We start from the raw sequence: 18,197 nt of genomic DNA, 5'->3' as shown, positions 1-18,197 counted from the left end.
AACGATCCATCCCGATGAACGTCAACACGAAGAAGTATCTGATCGACGGCCCGGTCGGCAAGATCGAGGTCGCGCTGGACCTGCCCGACGGCGTGCGCGAAAAAGGCGCCGCGCCACGCGGCATCGCGCTCGTCGCGCATCCGCATCCGCTGTTTGGCGGCACGATGGACAACAAGGTCGCGCAGACCCTCGCGCGCACGCTCGTGCAGCTGAACTACGTCACTTACCGGTCGAATTTCCGCGGCGTCGGCCAGACCCAGGGCGAGCACGACGCGGGCGTCGGCGAGCGCGACGATCTGCGCGCGGTGCTCGAGCACATGCGCGCAGATCCGGACTACGGCGATCTGCCGCTCGTATTGGCGGGCTTTTCGTTCGGCACTGTGGTGCTGTCGCACGTCGCGGCGAAGCTGCGCGATGAAGGCCGGGAAATCGAGCGCATCGTGTTCGTCGGTACCGCGGCGAGCCGCTGGGACGTCGCACCCGTGCCCGAAAGCACACTCGTGATCCACGGCGAAGTCGACGAGACCGTTCCCGTCCAGTCCGTATTCGACTGGGCGCGGCCGCAGGAACTGCCGGTCGTCGTGATTCCGGGCGCCGAGCACTTTCTGCATCGCAAGCTTCACATCCTGAAGCGGATCATCGTCGACGCCTGGCGCTGAAAACGCGCGACGCGCATTTTGCGGGGGACAGGTGCGCGCAAACGTGTGCAAATCGACGACACGCGCGCGAAGCTGACCAGGTAGCGCGCGTATAATGGGCGCTCTTTTTTTGGGCACAGCGCCGCCCAGCCGGCAGAATCGCGCGCCGCGGAATCATTTCGCGGGAGGGCGCGGCCGGGTGCGCAGCGCCGCGCTCGCGAACCGATTGCGTCGCCATCAGTCCAACGGGCGCCCGCCGTTTTACGGCCAGATGCCCCGCCGACCGGCTCCTCCAACTCCGCGCGCTGTCGCGCAACGTATTTTTCTGCACGAATCGATCCTATGCGTTTCTCCTCCTCTGGCCGCACGTCATTCCCGTCACTCGCTTCTTTCGTTCCCGCTTCGCTCAATCGCGCCGTCGCCGTCGGCCTCGTGCTGCCGGCCACGCTCGTCGCCAGCACCGCGTTCGCGCAGGTGCCGCCGCCGGGCGTCAACGCGCGCTCGTGGGTGCTCGTCGACGCGACCAGCAACCAGGTGCTCGCGTCCGCCAATGCCGACGAGCGCGTCGAGCCGGCGTCGTTGACCAAGCTGATGACCGCGTATCTCGTGTTCGAGGCGCTCGACACGAAGAAGATCACGATGGATCAGAGCATCGAGCCGAGCGAAGCCGTGCGGCGCGTGCGCAACGACGAATCGCGCATGTTCATCGAGGCGCTCAAGCCGGTGACCGTGCACGACCTCGTGTACGGCATGATCGTGCAGTCGGGCAACGACGCGGCAATTGCGCTCGCCGAACTGGTGGGCGGCAGCGAGGCGCAGTTCGTCGACATGATGAACAAGGAGGCGCAAAAGCTCGGCATGACGCACACGCATTTCGCCGACGTGAACGGCATGCCCGACCCGCAGCACTACACGACCGCGGGCGATCTCGCGATCCTGTCGGCCCGCCTGATCCGCGACTATCCCGAGTACTACAACATCTTCTCGGTCAAGGAATTCACGTACAACAAGATCAAGCAGCCGAACCGCAACCGTCTGCTGTGGATCGACCCGACCGTCGACGGTCTGAAGACCGGTCACACGCAAGGGGCCGGCTACTGCCTGATCGCGAGCGCGAAGCGTCCGCTGCCGGGCACGACCGACGCGTCGCGCCGTCTCGTCTCGGTGATGATGGGCGAGACCAAGGAGCACGACCGCGTGCAGGACAGCCTGAAGATGCTGAACTACGGCTACACCGCCTACGACACGACGCGTCTGTACAAGGCGAACCAGGTCGTGGCCACGCCGCGCGTCTACAAGGGTTCGCAGGACAGCGTGCAGGTTGGCGTGAAAAGCGACCAGTACATCACGCTGCCGAAGGGCGCCGCCGACAAGGCGAAGCCGCAGATCGAACTCAACGATCCGCTCGTCGCGCCGATCGCCAACGGCCAGCAGATCGGCACCGCCAAGCTCGTCGCCGACGGCAAGGTGCTCGCGCAATTCCCGGTGGTCGCGCTGCAGCCGGTGCAGCAAGCCGGTGTGGTGGGCCGCGTGTGGGATTCGCTGATGCTGATGTTCAACAAGAAAAAATAAGGGCTACGTCGCAATGACCGTTGTCTCCGAGGTTTTGCCGGACCCGATCGTTCATCTGAACGGCGACTTGGTGCCGTTGTCCGAAGCGCGCGTGCCGGTGCTCGACCGCGGCTTCATTTTCGGCGACGGCATTTACGAAGTGGCGCCGTTGTACGCGCACGCGAGCGGACGGCGCACCGCGTTTCGTCTGAAGCAGCATCTGGCGCGTCTCGCGCGCTCGGTCGGCAAGATCGGCATCGCCAATCCGCTCGACGACGCTGGCTGGCGCGAGCTGATCGGACGCGTGGTCGAGGCCAACGAAACGGACGGCGGCTTGCGTGCCGATCAGGACGCGATCGCATACATCCAGGTCACGCGTGGCGTCGCGAAGCGCGCTCACGCATTTCCGGCCGGCGTGAAGCCGACCGTGTTCGTGATGGTCACCGCGCTGAACCTGCCCGCCGCCGCGCAGCGCGCAAGCGGTGTCCCGTGCGTGAGCGCCGAGGATCGTCGCTGGCTCAATTGCGACATCAAGTCGGTGTCGCTGCTCGGCAACGTGCTGATGGCGCAATACGCGGCCGAAAACGACGCCCTCGAGACGCTGCAGTTCCGCGATGGTTTGCTGACCGAAGGGTCGTCGTCGAACGTGTGGATCGTGAAGGATGGCGTGCTGGCCGCGCCGCCGCGCAGCAACAGGATTCTCGAAGGGATCCGCTATGGGCTCATCGAGGAGCTGACGGCCGAATGCGGTATCCGCTTCGAAGCGCGCGACATCACCGAAGCTGAAGTGCGCGCGGCCGATGAAATCATCGTCAGTTCGGCGACCAGGGAAGTGCTGCCGGTCACGCGGCTCGATGGCGCGCCGGTCGGCGCGCGCCGCCCGGGCGCGGTGTTTGCGGAGCTGTATGCGGCGTATCAGCGAGCCAAGGCGGCTGAAGCCGCCGCGGCGGAAGAAGGAGTAGAGAATGAATCCCGAGAACGACTCACTGTTTGAATTCCCCTGCGATTTCCCGATCAAGATCATGGGCAAATCGCACCCCGAGTTTGCCGCGACGATCGTCGAAGTGGTGCGCGTGTTCGATAGCGAGGTCGATGCGTCGCGCGTCGAGACGCGGCCGTCGAGCAGCGGCACCTACACGGGGCTGACCGTCCACGTGCGGGCGACGAGCCGCGCGCATCTCGACGACATCTATCGCGCGCTGACCGGCCATCCGATGGTCAAGGTCGTGCTGTAACACCGCGCGGTTTTTCAACTTACGGCGCGACGCGCAACGCGTCCGCCGTCACTCCCTGCGCCGCCAGGCGCGCGCTTGCCGCGGGACCCGCCTCGCAGGCGAGATCGAACAGCAGCCTGAAGCGCGCCACCTCGTCGAACAACCAGTCGCGAAACGCCTTGACCCGCGCGGTCCCCAGCATCTGCGGCAGGCAGACCAAATAGTATTGCCACGGGCTCGGCCCATCGACATCAAAGAGCCGCACGAGCCGGCCCGCCGCGATTTCGTGCATCGCGAGCGAGCGGCGCGTCAGCGCGACCCCCTGGCCGTCGACGGCCGCCTGCAACAGATTCGACGAATCCTGATACAGCACGCCGCGCTTCGGCTCCGGCCAGTCGGTGAGGCCGGCGGCGTCGAACCATGGGCGCCATAGCTCGTCGTCGGAGCGCAGCAGCGGGACTTTGGCGAGATCGGCCGGGGTTTGCGGCAGCTTGCCGCCGTTGAAGTTGGGCGAGCAGGCGGGGAAGAAAATCTCGTCGAGCAGCAGCTCGGCGTGCAGCCCCGGATATTTGCCGAAGCCGAAACGGATCGCGACGTCGACGTCGTCGCGCGCGAAGTCCGTCAGCGCATTGGTGGTCAGCAATTCGAGATCCCACTGCGGATTTGCCTCGATAAAGCTGCCGATGCGCGGCGTCACCCAGCGTGCCGCGAACGAGGACAGCATCGATATCACGAGGCGCCGCTCGCGGTCGCCGGCACGGATCGCGCGAGTCGCGTCGGCGAGCTCCATCAACGCGGCGCGCACCTGGGTGGCGTAGCGACGGCCGGTTTCGGTGAGGCGCACGCGCTTGCCGTCGCGCGCGAACAGCGACACGCCGAGCTCGGCCTCGAGCGCGCGGATCTGGTGGCTGACCGCGCCGTGCGTGACGAACAACTCGTCGGCGGCGCGCGAAAAGCTTTCGTGGCGGGCGGCGGCTTCGAACGCCTTGATCGCGTTCAGGGCGGGGAGTTGACGCAGGTCCATTGCAATATTTCTCACATAGACGTGAAAATTGATCGTTTTGCCCAAGTCCTTGCTGCACCTAGGATTCTAGTCATGAAACGATTTTTGGCGAGGGCCTCATGCGAGAAATTTCCTCTAGCATTGCATATGAAATCCGCACTGGCGACACGCTGCCGCTGAAGGTCGCGCGCAGCACGAAGTTGCGCGTGCATGGCGGCGCAGTGTGGGTCACGCGCAGCGACGACACGAAGGACTACTGGCTGCAGCCCGGGCAGACGCTGCATCTGCGGCGCGGCGAGCGGCTCTGGCTCAGCGCCGAGGGCGCCACGTTCGCGAAGGTTACGTTCTCGGTGCCGACCCGCTGCGACGAGCGCGCGCTGAACTGGCTCGCTCGCATCGGCGAGCGCTGGATGATGCGTGTGCGCGGCGGCTGGCGCACCGTTTGACGGTGGCGCGGCGCAAAAGCCGTGCATGACGCCGGGGCCGGCAGGGTACCGGCCCCGGCTGTGCAGGTTCCCGGTGGCCGCGGGCGCGGTTTCCGAGATTTCGGTAAACTCCCGGAATCATGTGCGCCACCCCGGTCTCTCCGTCTCCTCTACCTGCCATCGAGCCGCCCATGCTGCGCTGGCTCGGCCGCGAACCCTACGAAGCCAGTTTCGACGCGATGCGCGCCTTCACCGACGCACGCACCGCCGACACCGCCGACGAAATCTGGCTCGTCGAACATCCGCCCGTCTTCACGCTCGGCCAGGCCGGCGATCCGGCGCACCTGCTCGCGGCAGACAGCAACATTCCGCTCGTCAAGGTCGACCGGGGCGGGCAGATCACGTATCACGGGCCCGGCCAGGTGGTCGCCTATCTGCTGCTCGACCTGCGCCGGCGCAAGCTGATGGTGCGCGAGCTGGTCACCCGGATCGAGCAGGCCGTGATCGACACCCTCGCGGCGTATAATCTCGCCGGAGAACGCAAGGCGGGCGCCCCCGGCATCTACGTGGCGCCTGGGCCCGACGCCGGGCTCCATGCCGGCGCCAAGATCGCGGCGCTTGGCCTGAAAATCCGCAACGGCTGCAGCTATCACGGCGTGAGTCTGAACGTGAACATGGACCTGCGGCCGTTTCTCGCGATCAATCCATGCGGCTACGCGGGGCTCGAAACAGTCGACATGGCGACGCTCGGCATCGCCGCCGGCTGGGACGACGTGGCCCGTACCCTCGCAGCAAGTCTCACCGCAAACCTCGACGGCAATCCCGCGGCCGTCACCCAACCGCAGGCCGGTGCGCTCACCGCTTGACTGGATCGAACGAATGACTGACGTAACCGCGAATTCCGCAGCAGCCACCCCCGCGCCCGAAGGCGTGCCGGCCCCCGCCGCCTACGACGCCACCGCGAAGCAGAAAGCGCAAGCCAAGACCGCGCGCATCCCGATCAAGGTCGTTCCGATCGAAAAGCTGAAGAAGCCGGACTGGATCCGCGTGAAGGCGGCCACCGGCAATTCGCGCTTCTACGAGATCAAGCAGATCCTGCGCGAGCACAATCTTCACACGGTGTGTGAAGAGGCGAGCTGCCCGAACATCGGCGAATGTTTCGGCAAGGGCACCGCGACCTTCATGATCATGGGCGACAAGTGCACGCGTCGCTGCCCGTTCTGCGACGTCGGCCACGGCCGTCCCGATCCGCTCGACGCCGACGAACCGGCCAACCTCGCGCGCACCATCGCTGCGCTGAAGTTGAAGTACGTGGTGATCACCAGCGTCGACCGTGATGATCTGCGCGACGGTGGCGCGGCGCACTTCGTCGAATGTATCCGTCAGACGCGCGAGCTGTCGCCGCAAACGCGTATCGAAATCCTGACGCCGGACTTCCGTGGCCGCCTCGACCGCGCGCTCGGCATCCTGAATGCGGCGCCGCCCGACGTGATGAACCACAACCTCGAAACGGTGCCGCGTCTGTACAAGGAAGCGCGCCCGGGGTCGGATTACGCGCATTCGCTGAAGCTGCTGAAGGACTTCAAGGCGCTGCATCCGCACGTCGCGACCAAGTCCGGCCTGATGGTCGGCCTCGGCGAAACCGAAGAGGAAATCCTGCAAGTGATGCGCGATCTGCGCGAGCACGACGTCGACATGCTGACGATCGGCCAGTACCTGCAGCCGTCGGAGCATCATCTGCCGGTCCGCGCTTACGTGCATCCGGACACCTTCAGGATGTACGAGGAAGAGGCGTACAAGATGGGCTTCACGCACGCCGCGGTGGGCGCGATGGTTCGTTCGAGCTATCACGCCGACGTGCAGGCGCATGGAGCCGGCGTGGTCTGACGCGCTCGCGCCTCGCCGCTGTTGCCTCGCTTCACGCCCGCAGAAACGAAAAGCCCGCCGATGTGCGGGCTTTTTTCATAGACCGCTCTTCTATCAGCAAGGAAACGACACGTGGCAACCCCGATGGATCGCGGGACCTCCGCACAATGGCCTTATCCGCGGCTGATCGCGCACCGCTGCGGCGGTACGCTTGCGCCGGAAAACACCTTGGCCGGTTTCGACGCCTGCGTGCGCTACGGCTATCGCATGGTCGAATTCGACGCGAAGCTGTCCGCCGACAACGCGCTGTTCCTGCTGCATGACGACACGCTCGATCGCACGACCAACGGCCACGGGCCGGCGGCCACGCACACATGGCAGCAACTCGCCGCTCTGGATGCCGGCGCGTGGCGCGGCGCGGAGTTCGCCGGCACGCGGCTGCCGACGCTGGCCGACGCGGCCGAGCGTTGCGCGCGCGACGGCATCGCGGCGAACATCGAGATCAAGCCGTGTCCGGGCCGCGAAGTCATCACCGGCGCACTGGTCGCCCGGGGCGCGCTCGAGCTTTGGCAAGGGCAGACGCCGCCGCTGGTGTCGTCGTTTTCGTTCGACGCGCTCGCCACCGCGCGCGATGCCGCGCCGTCGCTGCCGCGCGGCATGCTGTTCGAGCGGGTCCCGGCGGACTGGCTGCGCATCGTGCGCGAACTCGACTGCGTCTCGCTGCACGCGAGTCACCGCTATCTGAGCGAACCGCTGGTCGCGCAGATCCGCGCGGCCGGGCTGCGCGTGCTCGCCTACACGGTGAACGATCCGGCGCGCGCGCGGTTGCTCGAAGAATGGGGCGTCGACACGATCTGCACGGACCGGATCGATCTGTTGACGTGACGGTGCGCTCGCAAGCTCCGCACAAACCCCTGCGGGTTTCCCCGCAAACGCGCGCGCACCGAATTCCGGATTCCCCGACAGTGCTCGTCCGGATTTCCGGGAACCCGGACGGCGCGCGCCGAGCTGTGCCGGAAAACCCACAAAAATCAAGGCTTCCAGTCTGAAATCAAACTGGCATCGACCTTGCAAAAGAAAGCGCGTGGCCGCCACGGCCCGACAAAAAAGCAAGGAGACAAAATGTCCGATTTCCCTTCCCGGTATTTCTGAATTCGTCGTCTTTGCAGCGGTCCGCCAACGTGCGCCCGCGCGACGACGTTTCGTTCGCGTGTCGCGCCTCGCGGCGGGTCATCAGCTCATATCCCTCGCAGGAACCATCGTGAAGAAACCTATCCATAAAGTGCTGTACGTCCAGGTGATCGTGGCGATCATCATCGGCATCGTACTCGGGCATTTCTACCCGAACCTCGCCATCGACATGAAGCCGCTCGGCGATGGCTTCATCAAGCTGATCAAGATGGTGATCGGGCCGATCATCTTCTGCACGGTCGTGACGGGCATCGCCGGCATGGAGGACATGAAGAAGGTTGGACGCGTCGGCGGCAAGGCGCTGTTGTACTTCGAAATCGTCTCGACCTTCGCGCTGGTGCTCGGCCTCGCGGCCACGCACCTGCTGCGACCCGGCGCCGGCTTCAACGTCGATCCGGCCTCGCTCGACGGCCGCGCGGTTGCGTCGTATGCCGCGAAGGCGCACGGCCAGTCGACGGTCGACTTCTTCATGCACATCATTCCGGACACGCTGTTGTCGGCGTTCGCGCAGGGTGAGATCCTGCAGATCCTGCTGATCGCGCTGCTGTTCGGCGCCGTGCTCGCAACGGCCGGTGAGAAGGGCAAGCCGGTGACCAACTTCATCGAAGGGCTCTCGCACATCCTGTTCGGCATGGTGCGCATCATCACGAAGCTCGCGCCGATCGGCGCGTTCGGCGCGATGGCCTTCACGATCGGCAAGTACGGCATCGGCTCGCTGCTGCCGATGCTCAAGCTGGTCGGCACGTTCTATCTGACCTCGATCGTGTTCGTGGTGGTCGTGCTCGGCGCGATCGCGCGGGCGGTGGGCTTCAACATCCTGCGTTTCGTCGCATACATCAAGGAAGAGATGCTGATCGTACTCGGCACGAGCTCGTCCGAAGCCGCGCTGCCGCAGCTGATGCTGAAACTCGAAAAGCTCGGCTGCTCGCGCTCGGTGGTGGGCCTCGTGGTGCCGACCGGCTACTCGTTCAACCTCGACGGCACCAACATCTACATGACGATGGCGGTGCTGTTCATCGCTCAGGCGACCAACACCGACCTTACGTGGGGCCAGCAGCTGACGCTGCTCGCGGTGACGATGCTGACCTCGAAGGGTGCGAGCGGCGTGACCGGCGCGGGCTTCATCACGCTCGCGGCGACGCTGGCCGTGGTGCCGACGATTCCGCTGTCGGGCATGGTGCTGATCCTTGGCATCGACCGGTTCATGAGCGAGTGCCGCGCGCTGACGAACATCGTCGGCAACGGTGTCGCGACGGTCGTCGTGTCGGCCTGGGAAAAGGAGCTCGATCGCAGCAAGCTGAACAAGGTGCTGCGCGGCGAGGTGGCGGTCAAAGAGCCGGCCGGCGTTTGAGTCGCGCCTCGCCAACCCTGTCGTGACCAGCGCGGACGCTTAAGCATGAAACCGGCGTCCGCGCGACCTTTCGAGGCGTTTGCCGGCGAGACCGCCGGCAAAAGTCGCGGCCCAGCCCGCGACGCGTCTGGCGGCGACGCCTTGCCGCCCTGTGCCACAATGTCCGATGCACATCGATCGGACTTTGCCAACGTGACCCGCCGCCTGCTGATTCTTTTCGCGCTCGCAGCCGGGCTCGCGGCGGCATGCTGGCTCACCTACAGCCTTGCGTGGAAAAGCGGTGTCGACACGCTGCGGCGCAACGCCGCCGTGCGCGCCGAGCGCACCGCGAGCGCGCTCAAGAGCACGCTCGAACGCTACGAATCGCTGCCGTATCTGCTCGCCGAGCATCCGATCGTGCAGGACGTGCTGATCGATCCGAATCCCGCCAACGTCAAGCGCGCGAATCTCTATCTCGAAGACCTGAACCGCCACGCGCGCGCGACGGTCACCTACATCATTTCGCTCGACGGCTACTGCATCGCCGCCAGCAACTGGCGCGGGCCGGGCAGCTTCGTCGGCGCGGGCTATCAGTTCCGGCCGTATTTCGTCGATGCAATGAAAGGCGGCGTCGGCCGCTTCTTCGGCATCGGCACGATTTCGCAGGCGCCCGGCTACTACATCTCGCAGCCGGTGCGGCGCGACGGCAAGATCGTCGGTGTGGCGGTCGTCAAGCTCGATCTCGAATGGTTTCAGGGCGTGGACGCGTCCGAGCCGCTCGTCGTCACCGACGATCATGGCGTGATCTTCCTGTCGTCGGTGCCGGCATGGAAGTACCACACGATTCGGCCGCTGCCCGGCCAGATCGCCGATTCGATCTACCAGGCTCGCCAGTACGCGCAGCAGCCGATCGAGCCGCTACCGGTGACGGTCGAGCGCATGCTCGAAGGCAATGCGCAGATCCTGCGCATCGGCGGCGGGCGCTCCGCGCCGCGCTTCCTCGCGTCGCGTCACGCCATGGGCGAGCCGGACTGGCATCTGATCACGATGTCGCCGGTCGATCCGGTCGATGCCGACGCGCGCAAGGCGACCATCGTCACCGGCTTCGGCTATGTGTCGCTGGTGCTGCTCGCGTTCTACTGGCGCATGCGGCGCGCGCGTGTGCGCGAAATGATGCGCAGCCGCGCGCTGCTGCAGAAGGCCTATGCCGAGCTGAACCAGCGCGTCGCCGAGCGCACCGCCGATCTGTCCGAGGCGAACGAGCAGTTGCACAAGGAAGTCGCCGAGCGTACACGCGCCGAGCAGGAACTGCGCGCCGCGCAAGACGAACTGATCCAGGCGAGCAAGCTGGCCGCGCTCGGCCAGATGGCGGCCGGCATCACGCACGAGCTGAACCAGCCGCTCGCCGCGCTGCGCAGTTTTTCCGATAACACGCGCGTGCTGCTCGAACGCGGCGATCAGGCATCGGCGCGCGAGAATCTCGAAGCGATCGCGGCGCTCACCGAGCGCATGGGCAAGATCACGAACCAGCTGAAGCTGTTCGTCGGCCGCGCGCGGCCGCGCAGCGCGCGCGCGTCGATCGTGCGGGCCCTGCGCAACGTCGTCGCGCTGCTGCAAAAGCGCCTGCAGGGCGTCGAACTCGAGTTCGTGCTGATCGATGCCGCGGCCGACACCGACACCGACACCGACGCCGCCGCTGCGGCAGGCGGCGCGCGCACGCCGCTGAATCTCGCCGACGATCATCCGGAGCTGGTCGCGAATTGCGACGATCTGCGGCTCGAACAGGTGCTGATCAACCTGCTCGGCAACGCGCTCGACGCAACCGCCGGCATGAACCCGCCGCGTATCACGGTCGAGGTGGAGGCCGGCGTCGCGAACCTGTCGATCGCGGTCGGCGACAACGGTCCCGGCATTCCCGACGACGTGTTGCCGCACCTGTTCGAACCGTTTTTCACGACGAAGGAAATGGGCCAGGGGCTCGGCCTTGGCCTCGCGATTTCATCGTCGATCGCGCGCGATTGCGGCGGCTCGCTCGTCGCGCGCAACGCGCCGCACGGTGGCGCATCGTTCGTGTTGACGCTGCGTCGCGCGCGTGTGCAGACCAGCCCCTCGCACGATTCGCTGACCGCGGGCTCCTGATTTCACCCCGAAGCATCACCCGGAACACGCAATGAACGACGGCCTGCAAGTGCTGTATATCGAAGACGACGAACTGGTGCGCCGCGCGAGCGTGCAGAGCCTGCAACTGGCGGGCTTCGACGTAATCGGCCATGCGTCGGTCGAGGCCGCGGCGAAGCTGATCAGCGCGGACTTCTCCGGCGTGATCGTCAGCGATATCCGGCTGCCCGGCGCGAGCGGTCTCGACCTGCTCGCGCAGTGCCACGAGCGCGCGCCCGACGTGCCGGTGATTCTGGTCACCGGCCACGGCGATATCTCGATGGCCGTGCAGGCGATGCGCGACGGCGCCTACGACTTCATCGAAAAGCCGTTCGCGTCCGAGCGGCTGATCGAAACTGTGCGGCGCGCGCTGGAGCGCCGCAAGCTCGTGCTCGAAAACCTCGCGCTGCGCCGTGAGCTGGCCGGGCAGAACGCGGTCGCGCCGCGCATCATCGGCCGCAGTCCGGCGATCGAGCAGGTGCGGCGGCTGATCGCCAACGTCGCGCCGACCGATGCGTCCGTCCTGATCAACGGTGATACCGGCGCGGGCAAGGAGCTGATCGCGCGCAGCCTGCACGAGCTGTCGCCGCGGCGTGACAAGCCGTTCATCGCGGTGAACTGCGGCGCGCTGCCCGAGCCGATGTTCGAATCGGAGATGTTCGGCTACGAGCCGGGCGCGTTCACCGGCGCGGCCAAACGGCGGATCGGCAAGCTCGAACATGCGTCGGGCGGCACGCTGTTTCTCGACGAGATCGAGAGCATGCCGCTCGCGCTGCAGGTCAAGCTGCTGCGCGTGCTGCAGGACGGCGTGCTGGAACGGCTCGGCTCGAATCAGCCGATTCGCGTCAATTGCCGCGTGGTCGCGGCTGCAAAAGGCGACATGGCCGAGCACGTCGCGGATGGCTCGTTCCGGCGCGATCTGCTGTACCGGCTCAACGTGGTGACGATCGCGCTGCCGCCTTTGAGCGAGCGTCGCGAGGACATCGTGCCGCTGTTCGAGCATTTCCTGCTGGATGCTGCCGTTCGTTATCAGCGGCCGGCGCCGATGCTAACCGATCGCCAACGTGCGAGTCTGATGCAGCGAGACTGGCCGGGCAACGTGCGCGAGCTGCGTAATGCCGCCGACCGCTTCGTGCTCGGCATCGCCGACGAACCGGTGCTGTCGTTCGGCGAAGACGGCGGGGCCACCCATCCGCTGAAGGAGCGTGTCGAGCAGTTCGAGCGCGCGATGATCGCCGAGGCGTTGGAGCAGGCGGGCGGCGTGGTCGCGGTCGCGGCGGACCGGCTGCAGCTCGGCAAGGCGACGCTCTACGAGAAGATCAAGCGATATGGCCTTGCGGCCAAAGGGGAAGGGGAGCGGTGAGGAGGCGGACGCCGGCGGCGGGAGGTTGCGCCGGCGCGTGGGGATCTGCTTGCGCCGGCTTAAGCCGCGCCAGCCTTCAGCGCTTTCGCGAGCAACTGGTCGAGTTCCGCGAACTGCGGCTCGCCGACATAGCGCTTCAGGATCTTGCCGTCTTTATCGACGACGAAGGTGGTCGGCGTGAGCTGCACGTTGCCGAACCGCTTGGCGGCCGAGCCGTCGTCCATCGCGACCTTGAACGGCAACTGACGCGTTTGCGTGTAATTGGTCACGTACATCGGCGCGTCGTAGTTCATTGCCACCGCGACGAATTCGAGGCCCTGGCCCTTGAAGCGGTTATAGGTCTCGACCATCTGCGGCATTTCCTTCATGCAGGTGTCGCAACTCGTTGCCCAGAAGTTGACCAGATAAACCTTGCCTTTGAGGTCCGCGGTCGTGAGCTTCTGTCCCGATAGCAGCGTGAAGGTCGCATCGGGTACGCGCTGCTGGCCGGCAAACGCGAAGTAACCGGCGACGGCGAGCGCAATGGCCACGGCCACCGCAATCAGATAGCGAAGCGGGTTCGTGCGCCGGACGGCGGTCGGTGAATTGGAACTCATGGACGGAACCTCGTGAGTCGCGCGCGGCGCGGAACAATGGGGCGGTGTGGTGGCCCGCGGGCCGGTACTGAACAACTCTTCTATTCTAGCTCCAATGGGTTCGGCTGCGCCGAAATGGCGGGACGGCTGCGCTTCGCGTCGGCCCGGCAGTCGATCAGCGGATAATGGCGCTTTACGCTCCGAGAAGCCCGATCTTCCGTCCCATGCTCCGAACCGTTCTTCGCGTCTGCTCTTTAGTTGCCCGCGTTTCTTGCCATTTTCCGTTGATCAGCCGATTGTCCGCCCGCCGTGCGGGCGACTTCCAACCGGCGGGCCTATTTCTCCGCGCATTCACGCGATCCGGTCACGCTCGAACCGTGATCGGCGCGGCGACGGCCGCGTTGGCGCTCGGCGTCGCGCTCAGCGCCTGCTCACCGACCTTCGACTGGCGCACCGTGATGAACAACGACAAGGGCTACACGGTCGACTTCCCAGCCAAGCCGGACAACGATCAGCGCGCGGTGCAGATCGGCGGCACACCGATGCAGATGGCAATGCAGACCGCCGAAGCGGGCAATGCGGTCTTTGCGGTCGGCACCGTGATGCTGCCCGACGACAGCGACGCGACCCAGCGTGCCGCGCTCGATTTCCTGCGCGCGGGACTGGCGCGCAATGTCGGCGCGACGCCCGATGCTCACCCAGCGCAAATCCCGCTGGCGGCGGGCGGCAAGATACCGGGGCTGGAAATGACGGTGAGCGGCACGGCGGGCGCCAAACACGAGACGCGCACGGTGTATGCGCGGCTCGTCGCGCGCGGCCGGCACGTGTACCAGGCGGCGATCATCGCCGATCAACCGCTGCCGCAAGACCAGGTCGACCAGTTTTTTTCGTCGTTCCAGCTGTACTAAATGCGGTATTTTTGGCCGATCGGGCGCACCTCAGAGTGCCGAATGCAGTGAAAGTTCCTTCGCAGGTTTGTACGCTAATTGCCGGTTTACGTTGAGATTTTTGAGTTGCGCGCACAGCCTGTGGATAACTCTGTTGAGAAGTCGGCCTCAATGGCCGCAAAAGCCCATCAGGCGGGCCTTCCGGCAAAATTCACAGGCGTAGGGAATTTAAAAAAATACAATGAAATCAACAGATTAGCGAGATGCGCGTCTGCGCCCTTTTGAGTTGTATCAAAATCTAACAGGATCGCGCGTGTGTGAATAAGTCAAGTCTTGACAGTCGTTTTTTCTCCTCATAACGAGCCAAAAGCGCGGCGGTATTGGATTGCCTCGGCGACCTGCGCGGCGCTCGGCATCGCCGCGCCAGCCAGGTCCGCGACGGTGCGCGCGACCTTCAACACCCGGTAGTACGCCCGCGCCGACCAGCCAAAGCGCTCGCCGGCTTCGCGCAGCAGCGCCTCGCCCGCTGCGTCCGGGCGGCATACATCGTCGACTTCGCGTCCGTCCAGCTCGCGGTTGGTCTTGCCTTGCCGGGCCAGTTGCCGCTCGCGCGCAGCGCTCACGCGCTGTGCAATCGCCACGCTTGCTTCGCCGGTGGTGGCGGCGCGTGCCGCGAGTTCGGTGGCGGTCAGTGCTGGAATTTCGAGCTGGATGTCGATGCGGTCGAGCAGCGGTCCCGACAATTTCCGCAAATAGCGCGCCGCAACTTCAGGCGTACAGCGGCAGCGCCCGCCCGGATCGCCGCGCCAGCCGCACGGGCACGGGTTCATTGCGGCGATCAGTTGGCAGGCAGCGGGGAAATCCGCTTGCCAGGCGGCGCGCGAGATCGTGATGCGGCCAGCTTCGAGCGGCTCGCGCAGCGTTTCGAGCACCACCCGATCGAATTCGGGAAGCTCGTCCAGAAAAAGCACGCCCAGATGCGCGAGCGTGATCTCGCCGGGCTGCGGCGGATTGCGTCCGCCGACCAGCGCCGCCGCGCTCGACGAATGGTGCGGCGCGCGAAACGGCCGCTGACGCCACTGCGACGGCTTGAAGCCGATGCGGCTCGCGGACAGTAGCGCGGCGGAGGCGAGCGCTTCGTCGTCGGTCATGGGCGGCAGCAAGCTGGGCAGGCGTGCCGCGAGCATCGACTTGCCGGCGCCGGGCGGTCCGATCAGCAGCACGTGATGGCCGCCGGCCGCCGCGACTTCGAGGGCGCGCCGAGCGGCGCGCTGGCCAATCACGTCGGCCATGTCCGGCGACGGGGCGGCGGCGTGCTCGTTGTGCTCGGGCGCGGCGACCGGACTAAGACGCGCGTCCGGCGAGCCTGCGAGATGCGCGCATAGCGACGGGAGATCGGCGGCGCCGAACACGTCGACGCCGGGCACGAGCGCCGCTTCCGCCGCGCTCGCGGCCGGCAGGTAAAGCTGTGGGGTATGGAAGGCCGGTGCGGCTAGTTGATCGAGGAGGGCGGGCAACGCAGAACGCGCTTCAGATGAAGCGTCGGCGTTGCCGGCGTTCGCCAGCGCGCCGCGCGCGGTGCCGCAGGCCATCGCGAACGCGCCGCGCATCGGCCGCAGCGCGCCGGTCAGCGACAGCTCGCCGGCAAACTCGCGATGGAGCAGCGATTCGGCGGGAATCTGCCCGCTTGCGGCGAGGATGCCGAGCGCGATCGGCAGATCGAAACGACCGGATTCTTTCGGTAGATCGGCCGGCGCGAGGTTGACGGTGATGCGGCGGACTGGAAAATCGAAACCGCAGTTCTGCAGCGCCGCGCGCACGCGTTCACGGCTCTCGCGCACTTCCAGGTCGGGCAGGCCGACGATCGAAAAGGACGGCAGTCCATTGGCGAGGTGAACCTCGACGGTCACTTCGGGCGCACGGCCAGCGGCCGGCGCGCGGCTGCGCACCACGGCAAGCGACATATTCTCTCCCGTCGGACGGCGCGCTCACATCGCGCGCAAATCCCCTAAAACGCTGATGACGTCACGGCCCGCTTGCCTGTGATGTGCGGCACTGCGCAGCGCGAAAGCTGCGAGCAGCGCTTACGGCGTCTGCGTGAGCGGCAATTTCTGTTCGAGCTCGGCGACCCGGCGCTCGAGTTCTTCGAGGCGCGCGCGCGTACGCACGAGCACCTGGGTCTGCGTATCGAATTCCTCGCGCGTGACCAGATCGAGCTTCGAGAAGCCCTGCGACAGCATTGCCTTGACGTTGCGTTCGACATCCTTGGCCGGCGAATTCTTGAACAGATCGCTGACGCGGGCCTGGAAGTCGTTAAAAACGTCGTTCGGTTGTTTCATCGTGTTCCCCTTGGCGCACAAAAAGTGTGCATGTTTCATTGCGCCCGTGCCCCGTTACGGCGAGCGGGCGATCCTGGTGCGCGCGACGTATTGGTTGCCGCGGCCGCGTGAGCGTGTTTGGTGCGCGCCCTCGCGTTCAGAACGTTCGAACACTCTAGCAACGATCCCCCCGCCGCGCCACCGCCCGCCGCGCCGCTGGCCGTTCGGACAAGGCCGCTCGGGCGCGCTGCGCCACGCGCGCGAGGCGCGCTCCGACACAACGTGGCATAGGAGTTGCTGTTACTGCCCCGCGCGCGCACTGCCAGGGCGCTTTTCCCGGTAGCGCAGGAGACCGCCGTCACGGGTACGCCACGGGGCACAACGGATCAGCAATAACTAGCGAGGATTTCATGAAACTCATTACCGCAATCATCAAGCCGTTCAAGCTGGATGAAGCGCGCGAAGCCCTGTCGGCGATCGGCGTGTCGGGCATCACGGTGACTGAAGTCAAAGGCTTCGGACGGCAAAAGGGCCACACCGAGCTGTATCGGGGTGCCGAATACGTCGTCGACTTTCTGCCGAAGGTGAAGATCGAAGCGGCGGTATCGGACGACATCGTCGATCAGGCGATCGAGGCGCTCGAGCGCGCCGCGCGTACCGGCAAGATCGGCGACGGCAAGATCTTCGTCACGCCGATCGAGCAGGTGGTTCGGATCCGCACCGGCGAGACCGGCGCGGACGCACTGTAAAAGACCAGAACATAGCGACACGGATAGCGACAAGAGGAAAACCAAGATGCGCAAACTAATGATGTCCCTGCTGATGGCCGGCTCGCTGCTCGCGGGCGGTGTCGGCACCGCCCTCGCGGACGATGCGTCCGCTCCCGCAGCCGCCTCCGCTCCCGATACGACGGCGAGCGCGCCCGCACCGGACGCCTCCGCCGCAGCCGCTGCCCCGGCGGCCTCGGCTCCCGCCGCCGATGCGTCCGCCGCGCCGGCCGCAAGCGCACCGGCCGCCGCCGATGCATCGGCCGCCGCCGCGGCCGCGCCGGCCGCCCCAACCGCACCGTTCTCGGTCGATTCATCGAAGATCAACTCCGGCGACACCGCGTGGATGCTGACCTCCACCGCGCTGGTGCTGTTCATGACGATCCCGGGTCTCGCGCTGTTCTACGGCGGCATGGTCCGCAAGAAGAACGTGCTCGCGACGCTGATGCAAAGCTTCGCGATCACCTGTGTCGTGACGATCGTCTGGACCGTGGTCGGCTACAGCCTCGCGTTCACGCCTGGCAGCTCGTTCATCGGCGGCTTCTCGCGCGTGTTCATGACGGGCATGAACTACATCAAGGGCGACAAGGCCACGACGCTGACCGTCAGCCACCTCGCGCCGACGATCCCCGAGACGGTCTACTTCGTCTATCAGATGACCTTCGCGATCATCACGCCGGCGCTGATCACCGGTGCCTTCGCGGACCGCATGAAGTTCTCGGCGATGCTGGTGTTCATGACGCTGTGGTCGATCATCGTCTACTCGCCGATCGCGCACATGGTGTGGGAGCCGAGCGGCTGGCTGGCTAGCGCGGGCATCCTCGACTTCGCGGGCGGCACGGTGGTGCACATCAACGCCGGTATCGCGGGCCTGGTCTGCTGTCTGGTGCTCGGCAAGCGCGTCGGCTATGG

17 protein-coding genes and 1 pseudogene are annotated in these 18,197 nt (G+C 66.0%); 14 read left to right on the top strand and 4 right to left on the bottom strand.

Features of this window, described 5'->3' with window-relative positions; translation table 11 throughout:
* Positions 1–14 precede the first annotated feature (14 nt).
* From HDG32_RS15680 to HDG32_RS15665, 4 genes are all read left to right on the top strand, one after another.
* The gene (locus tag HDG32_RS15680; protein WP_090802833.1) at positions 15–659 is read left to right on the top strand and encodes an alpha/beta hydrolase; all 645 of its coding nucleotides are present in this window, start codon (positions 15–17) and stop codon (positions 657–659) included.
* Between the two features lie 321 nt (positions 660–980).
* Positions 981–2,210: a D-alanyl-D-alanine carboxypeptidase family protein gene (locus HDG32_RS15675; RefSeq protein WP_184068599.1), complete on the top strand. Its 1,230-nt coding sequence runs from the start codon at positions 981–983 to the stop codon at positions 2,208–2,210.
* A gap of 13 nt (positions 2,211–2,223) precedes the next feature.
* Complete coding sequence (locus tag HDG32_RS15670; RefSeq protein ID WP_184068596.1) at positions 2,224–3,183, top strand: D-amino acid aminotransferase; 960 nt, start codon at positions 2,224–2,226, stop codon at positions 3,181–3,183.
* The gene (locus tag HDG32_RS15665; RefSeq protein WP_129960330.1) at positions 3,155–3,424 is read left to right on the top strand and encodes a DUF493 family protein; all 270 of its coding nucleotides are present in this window, start codon (positions 3,155–3,157) and stop codon (positions 3,422–3,424) included. The genes HDG32_RS15670 and HDG32_RS15665 overlap by 29 nt, the downstream gene beginning before the upstream one ends.
* Positions 3,425–3,443: 19 nt before the next feature.
* Here the strand turns inward: HDG32_RS15665 and HDG32_RS15660 are convergent, their stop codons facing one another.
* Positions 3,444–4,427: a transcriptional regulator GcvA gene (locus HDG32_RS15660; RefSeq protein ID WP_184068593.1), complete on the bottom strand. Its 984-nt coding sequence runs from the start codon at positions 4,425–4,427 to the stop codon at positions 3,444–3,446.
* Positions 4,428–4,525: 98 nt separating this feature from the next.
* On the opposite strand from HDG32_RS15660, the gene HDG32_RS15655 reads away from it, so the two are divergent.
* The 7 genes from HDG32_RS15655 (at position 4,526) to HDG32_RS15625 (ending at position 12,738) form a co-directional block, all read left to right on the top strand.
* Positions 4,526–4,852, top strand: a complete 327-nt coding sequence (locus HDG32_RS15655) for a DUF2917 domain-containing protein (protein ID WP_184002639.1) — start codon at positions 4,526–4,528, stop codon at positions 4,850–4,852.
* 119 nt (positions 4,853–4,971) lie between these two features.
* Entirely contained in the window at positions 4,972–5,697 is a 726-nt protein-coding gene (gene lipB / locus HDG32_RS15650; protein WP_184068590.1) for a lipoyl(octanoyl) transferase LipB, read from the top strand.
* A gap of 13 nt (positions 5,698–5,710) precedes the next feature.
* The gene (gene lipA / locus HDG32_RS15645; RefSeq protein ID WP_184068587.1) at positions 5,711–6,718 is read left to right on the top strand and encodes a lipoyl synthase; all 1,008 of its coding nucleotides are present in this window, start codon (positions 5,711–5,713) and stop codon (positions 6,716–6,718) included.
* Positions 6,719–6,829: 111 nt separating this feature from the next.
* Entirely contained in the window at positions 6,830–7,582 is a 753-nt protein-coding gene (ugpQ, locus tag HDG32_RS15640) for a glycerophosphodiester phosphodiesterase (RefSeq protein ID WP_184068585.1), read from the top strand.
* Between the two features lie 376 nt (positions 7,583–7,958).
* On the top strand, positions 7,959–9,239 hold the full coding sequence (locus tag HDG32_RS15635) for a dicarboxylate/amino acid:cation symporter (RefSeq protein WP_184068582.1): 1,281 nt from the start codon (positions 7,959–7,961) through the stop codon (positions 9,237–9,239).
* Positions 9,240–9,284: 45 nt separating this feature from the next.
* Positions 9,285–11,357, top strand: a complete 2,073-nt coding sequence (locus tag HDG32_RS15630; protein WP_184068579.1) for an ATP-binding protein — start codon at positions 9,285–9,287, stop codon at positions 11,355–11,357.
* A gap of 31 nt (positions 11,358–11,388) precedes the next feature.
* Positions 11,389–12,738 carry a sigma-54 dependent transcriptional regulator gene (locus tag HDG32_RS15625; protein ID WP_184068576.1) on the top strand — a complete coding sequence of 450 codons (1,350 nt, stop codon included), beginning with the start codon at positions 11,389–11,391 and terminating at the stop codon, positions 12,736–12,738.
* Between the two features lie 59 nt (positions 12,739–12,797).
* On the opposite strand, the gene HDG32_RS15620 is transcribed toward HDG32_RS15625, so the two are convergent.
* Entirely contained in the window at positions 12,798–13,334 is a 537-nt protein-coding gene (locus HDG32_RS15620) for a TlpA disulfide reductase family protein (protein WP_184026536.1), read from the bottom strand.
* Between the two features lie 203 nt (positions 13,335–13,537).
* Here HDG32_RS15620 and HDG32_RS15615 point away from each other — a divergent pair, with 203 nt between their 5' ends.
* On the top strand, positions 13,538–14,221 hold the full coding sequence (locus tag HDG32_RS15615; protein WP_184068573.1) for a hypothetical protein: 684 nt from the start codon (positions 13,538–13,540) through the stop codon (positions 14,219–14,221).
* 332 nt (positions 14,222–14,553) lie between these two features.
* On the opposite strand, the gene HDG32_RS15610 is transcribed toward HDG32_RS15615, so the two are convergent.
* Both HDG32_RS15610 and HDG32_RS15605 read right to left on the bottom strand, forming a co-directional pair.
* A complete protein-coding gene (locus tag HDG32_RS15610) occupies positions 14,554–16,164 on the bottom strand; it encodes a YifB family Mg chelatase-like AAA ATPase (RefSeq protein WP_184068570.1) in 1,611 nt (536 codons plus the stop codon).
* 120 nt (positions 16,165–16,284) lie between these two features.
* Positions 16,285–16,539: an accessory factor UbiK family protein gene (locus HDG32_RS15605; RefSeq protein WP_026228952.1), complete on the bottom strand. Its 255-nt coding sequence runs from the start codon at positions 16,537–16,539 to the stop codon at positions 16,285–16,287.
* Between the two features lie 389 nt (positions 16,540–16,928).
* Between HDG32_RS15605 and HDG32_RS15600 the strand changes: the two genes are divergently transcribed.
* Positions 16,929–17,267 (top strand): P-II family nitrogen regulator, encoded by a 339-nt coding sequence (locus HDG32_RS15600; protein WP_013088261.1) that lies wholly within the window; start codon positions 16,929–16,931, stop codon positions 17,265–17,267.
* 46 nt (positions 17,268–17,313) lie between these two features.
* Positions 17,314–18,197 (top strand): annotated as a pseudogene (locus tag HDG32_RS15595) (ammonium transporter); the annotation flags it as partial.

Origin of the sequence: Paraburkholderia sp. CI2 (assembly GCF_014201055.1) — a bacterium.
Lineage (GTDB): Bacteria > Pseudomonadota > Gammaproteobacteria > Burkholderiales > Burkholderiaceae > Paraburkholderia > Paraburkholderia tuberum.
Note: the sequence above shows the minus strand (reverse complement) of the source record. Positions and strands in the feature narration are given on the sequence as shown.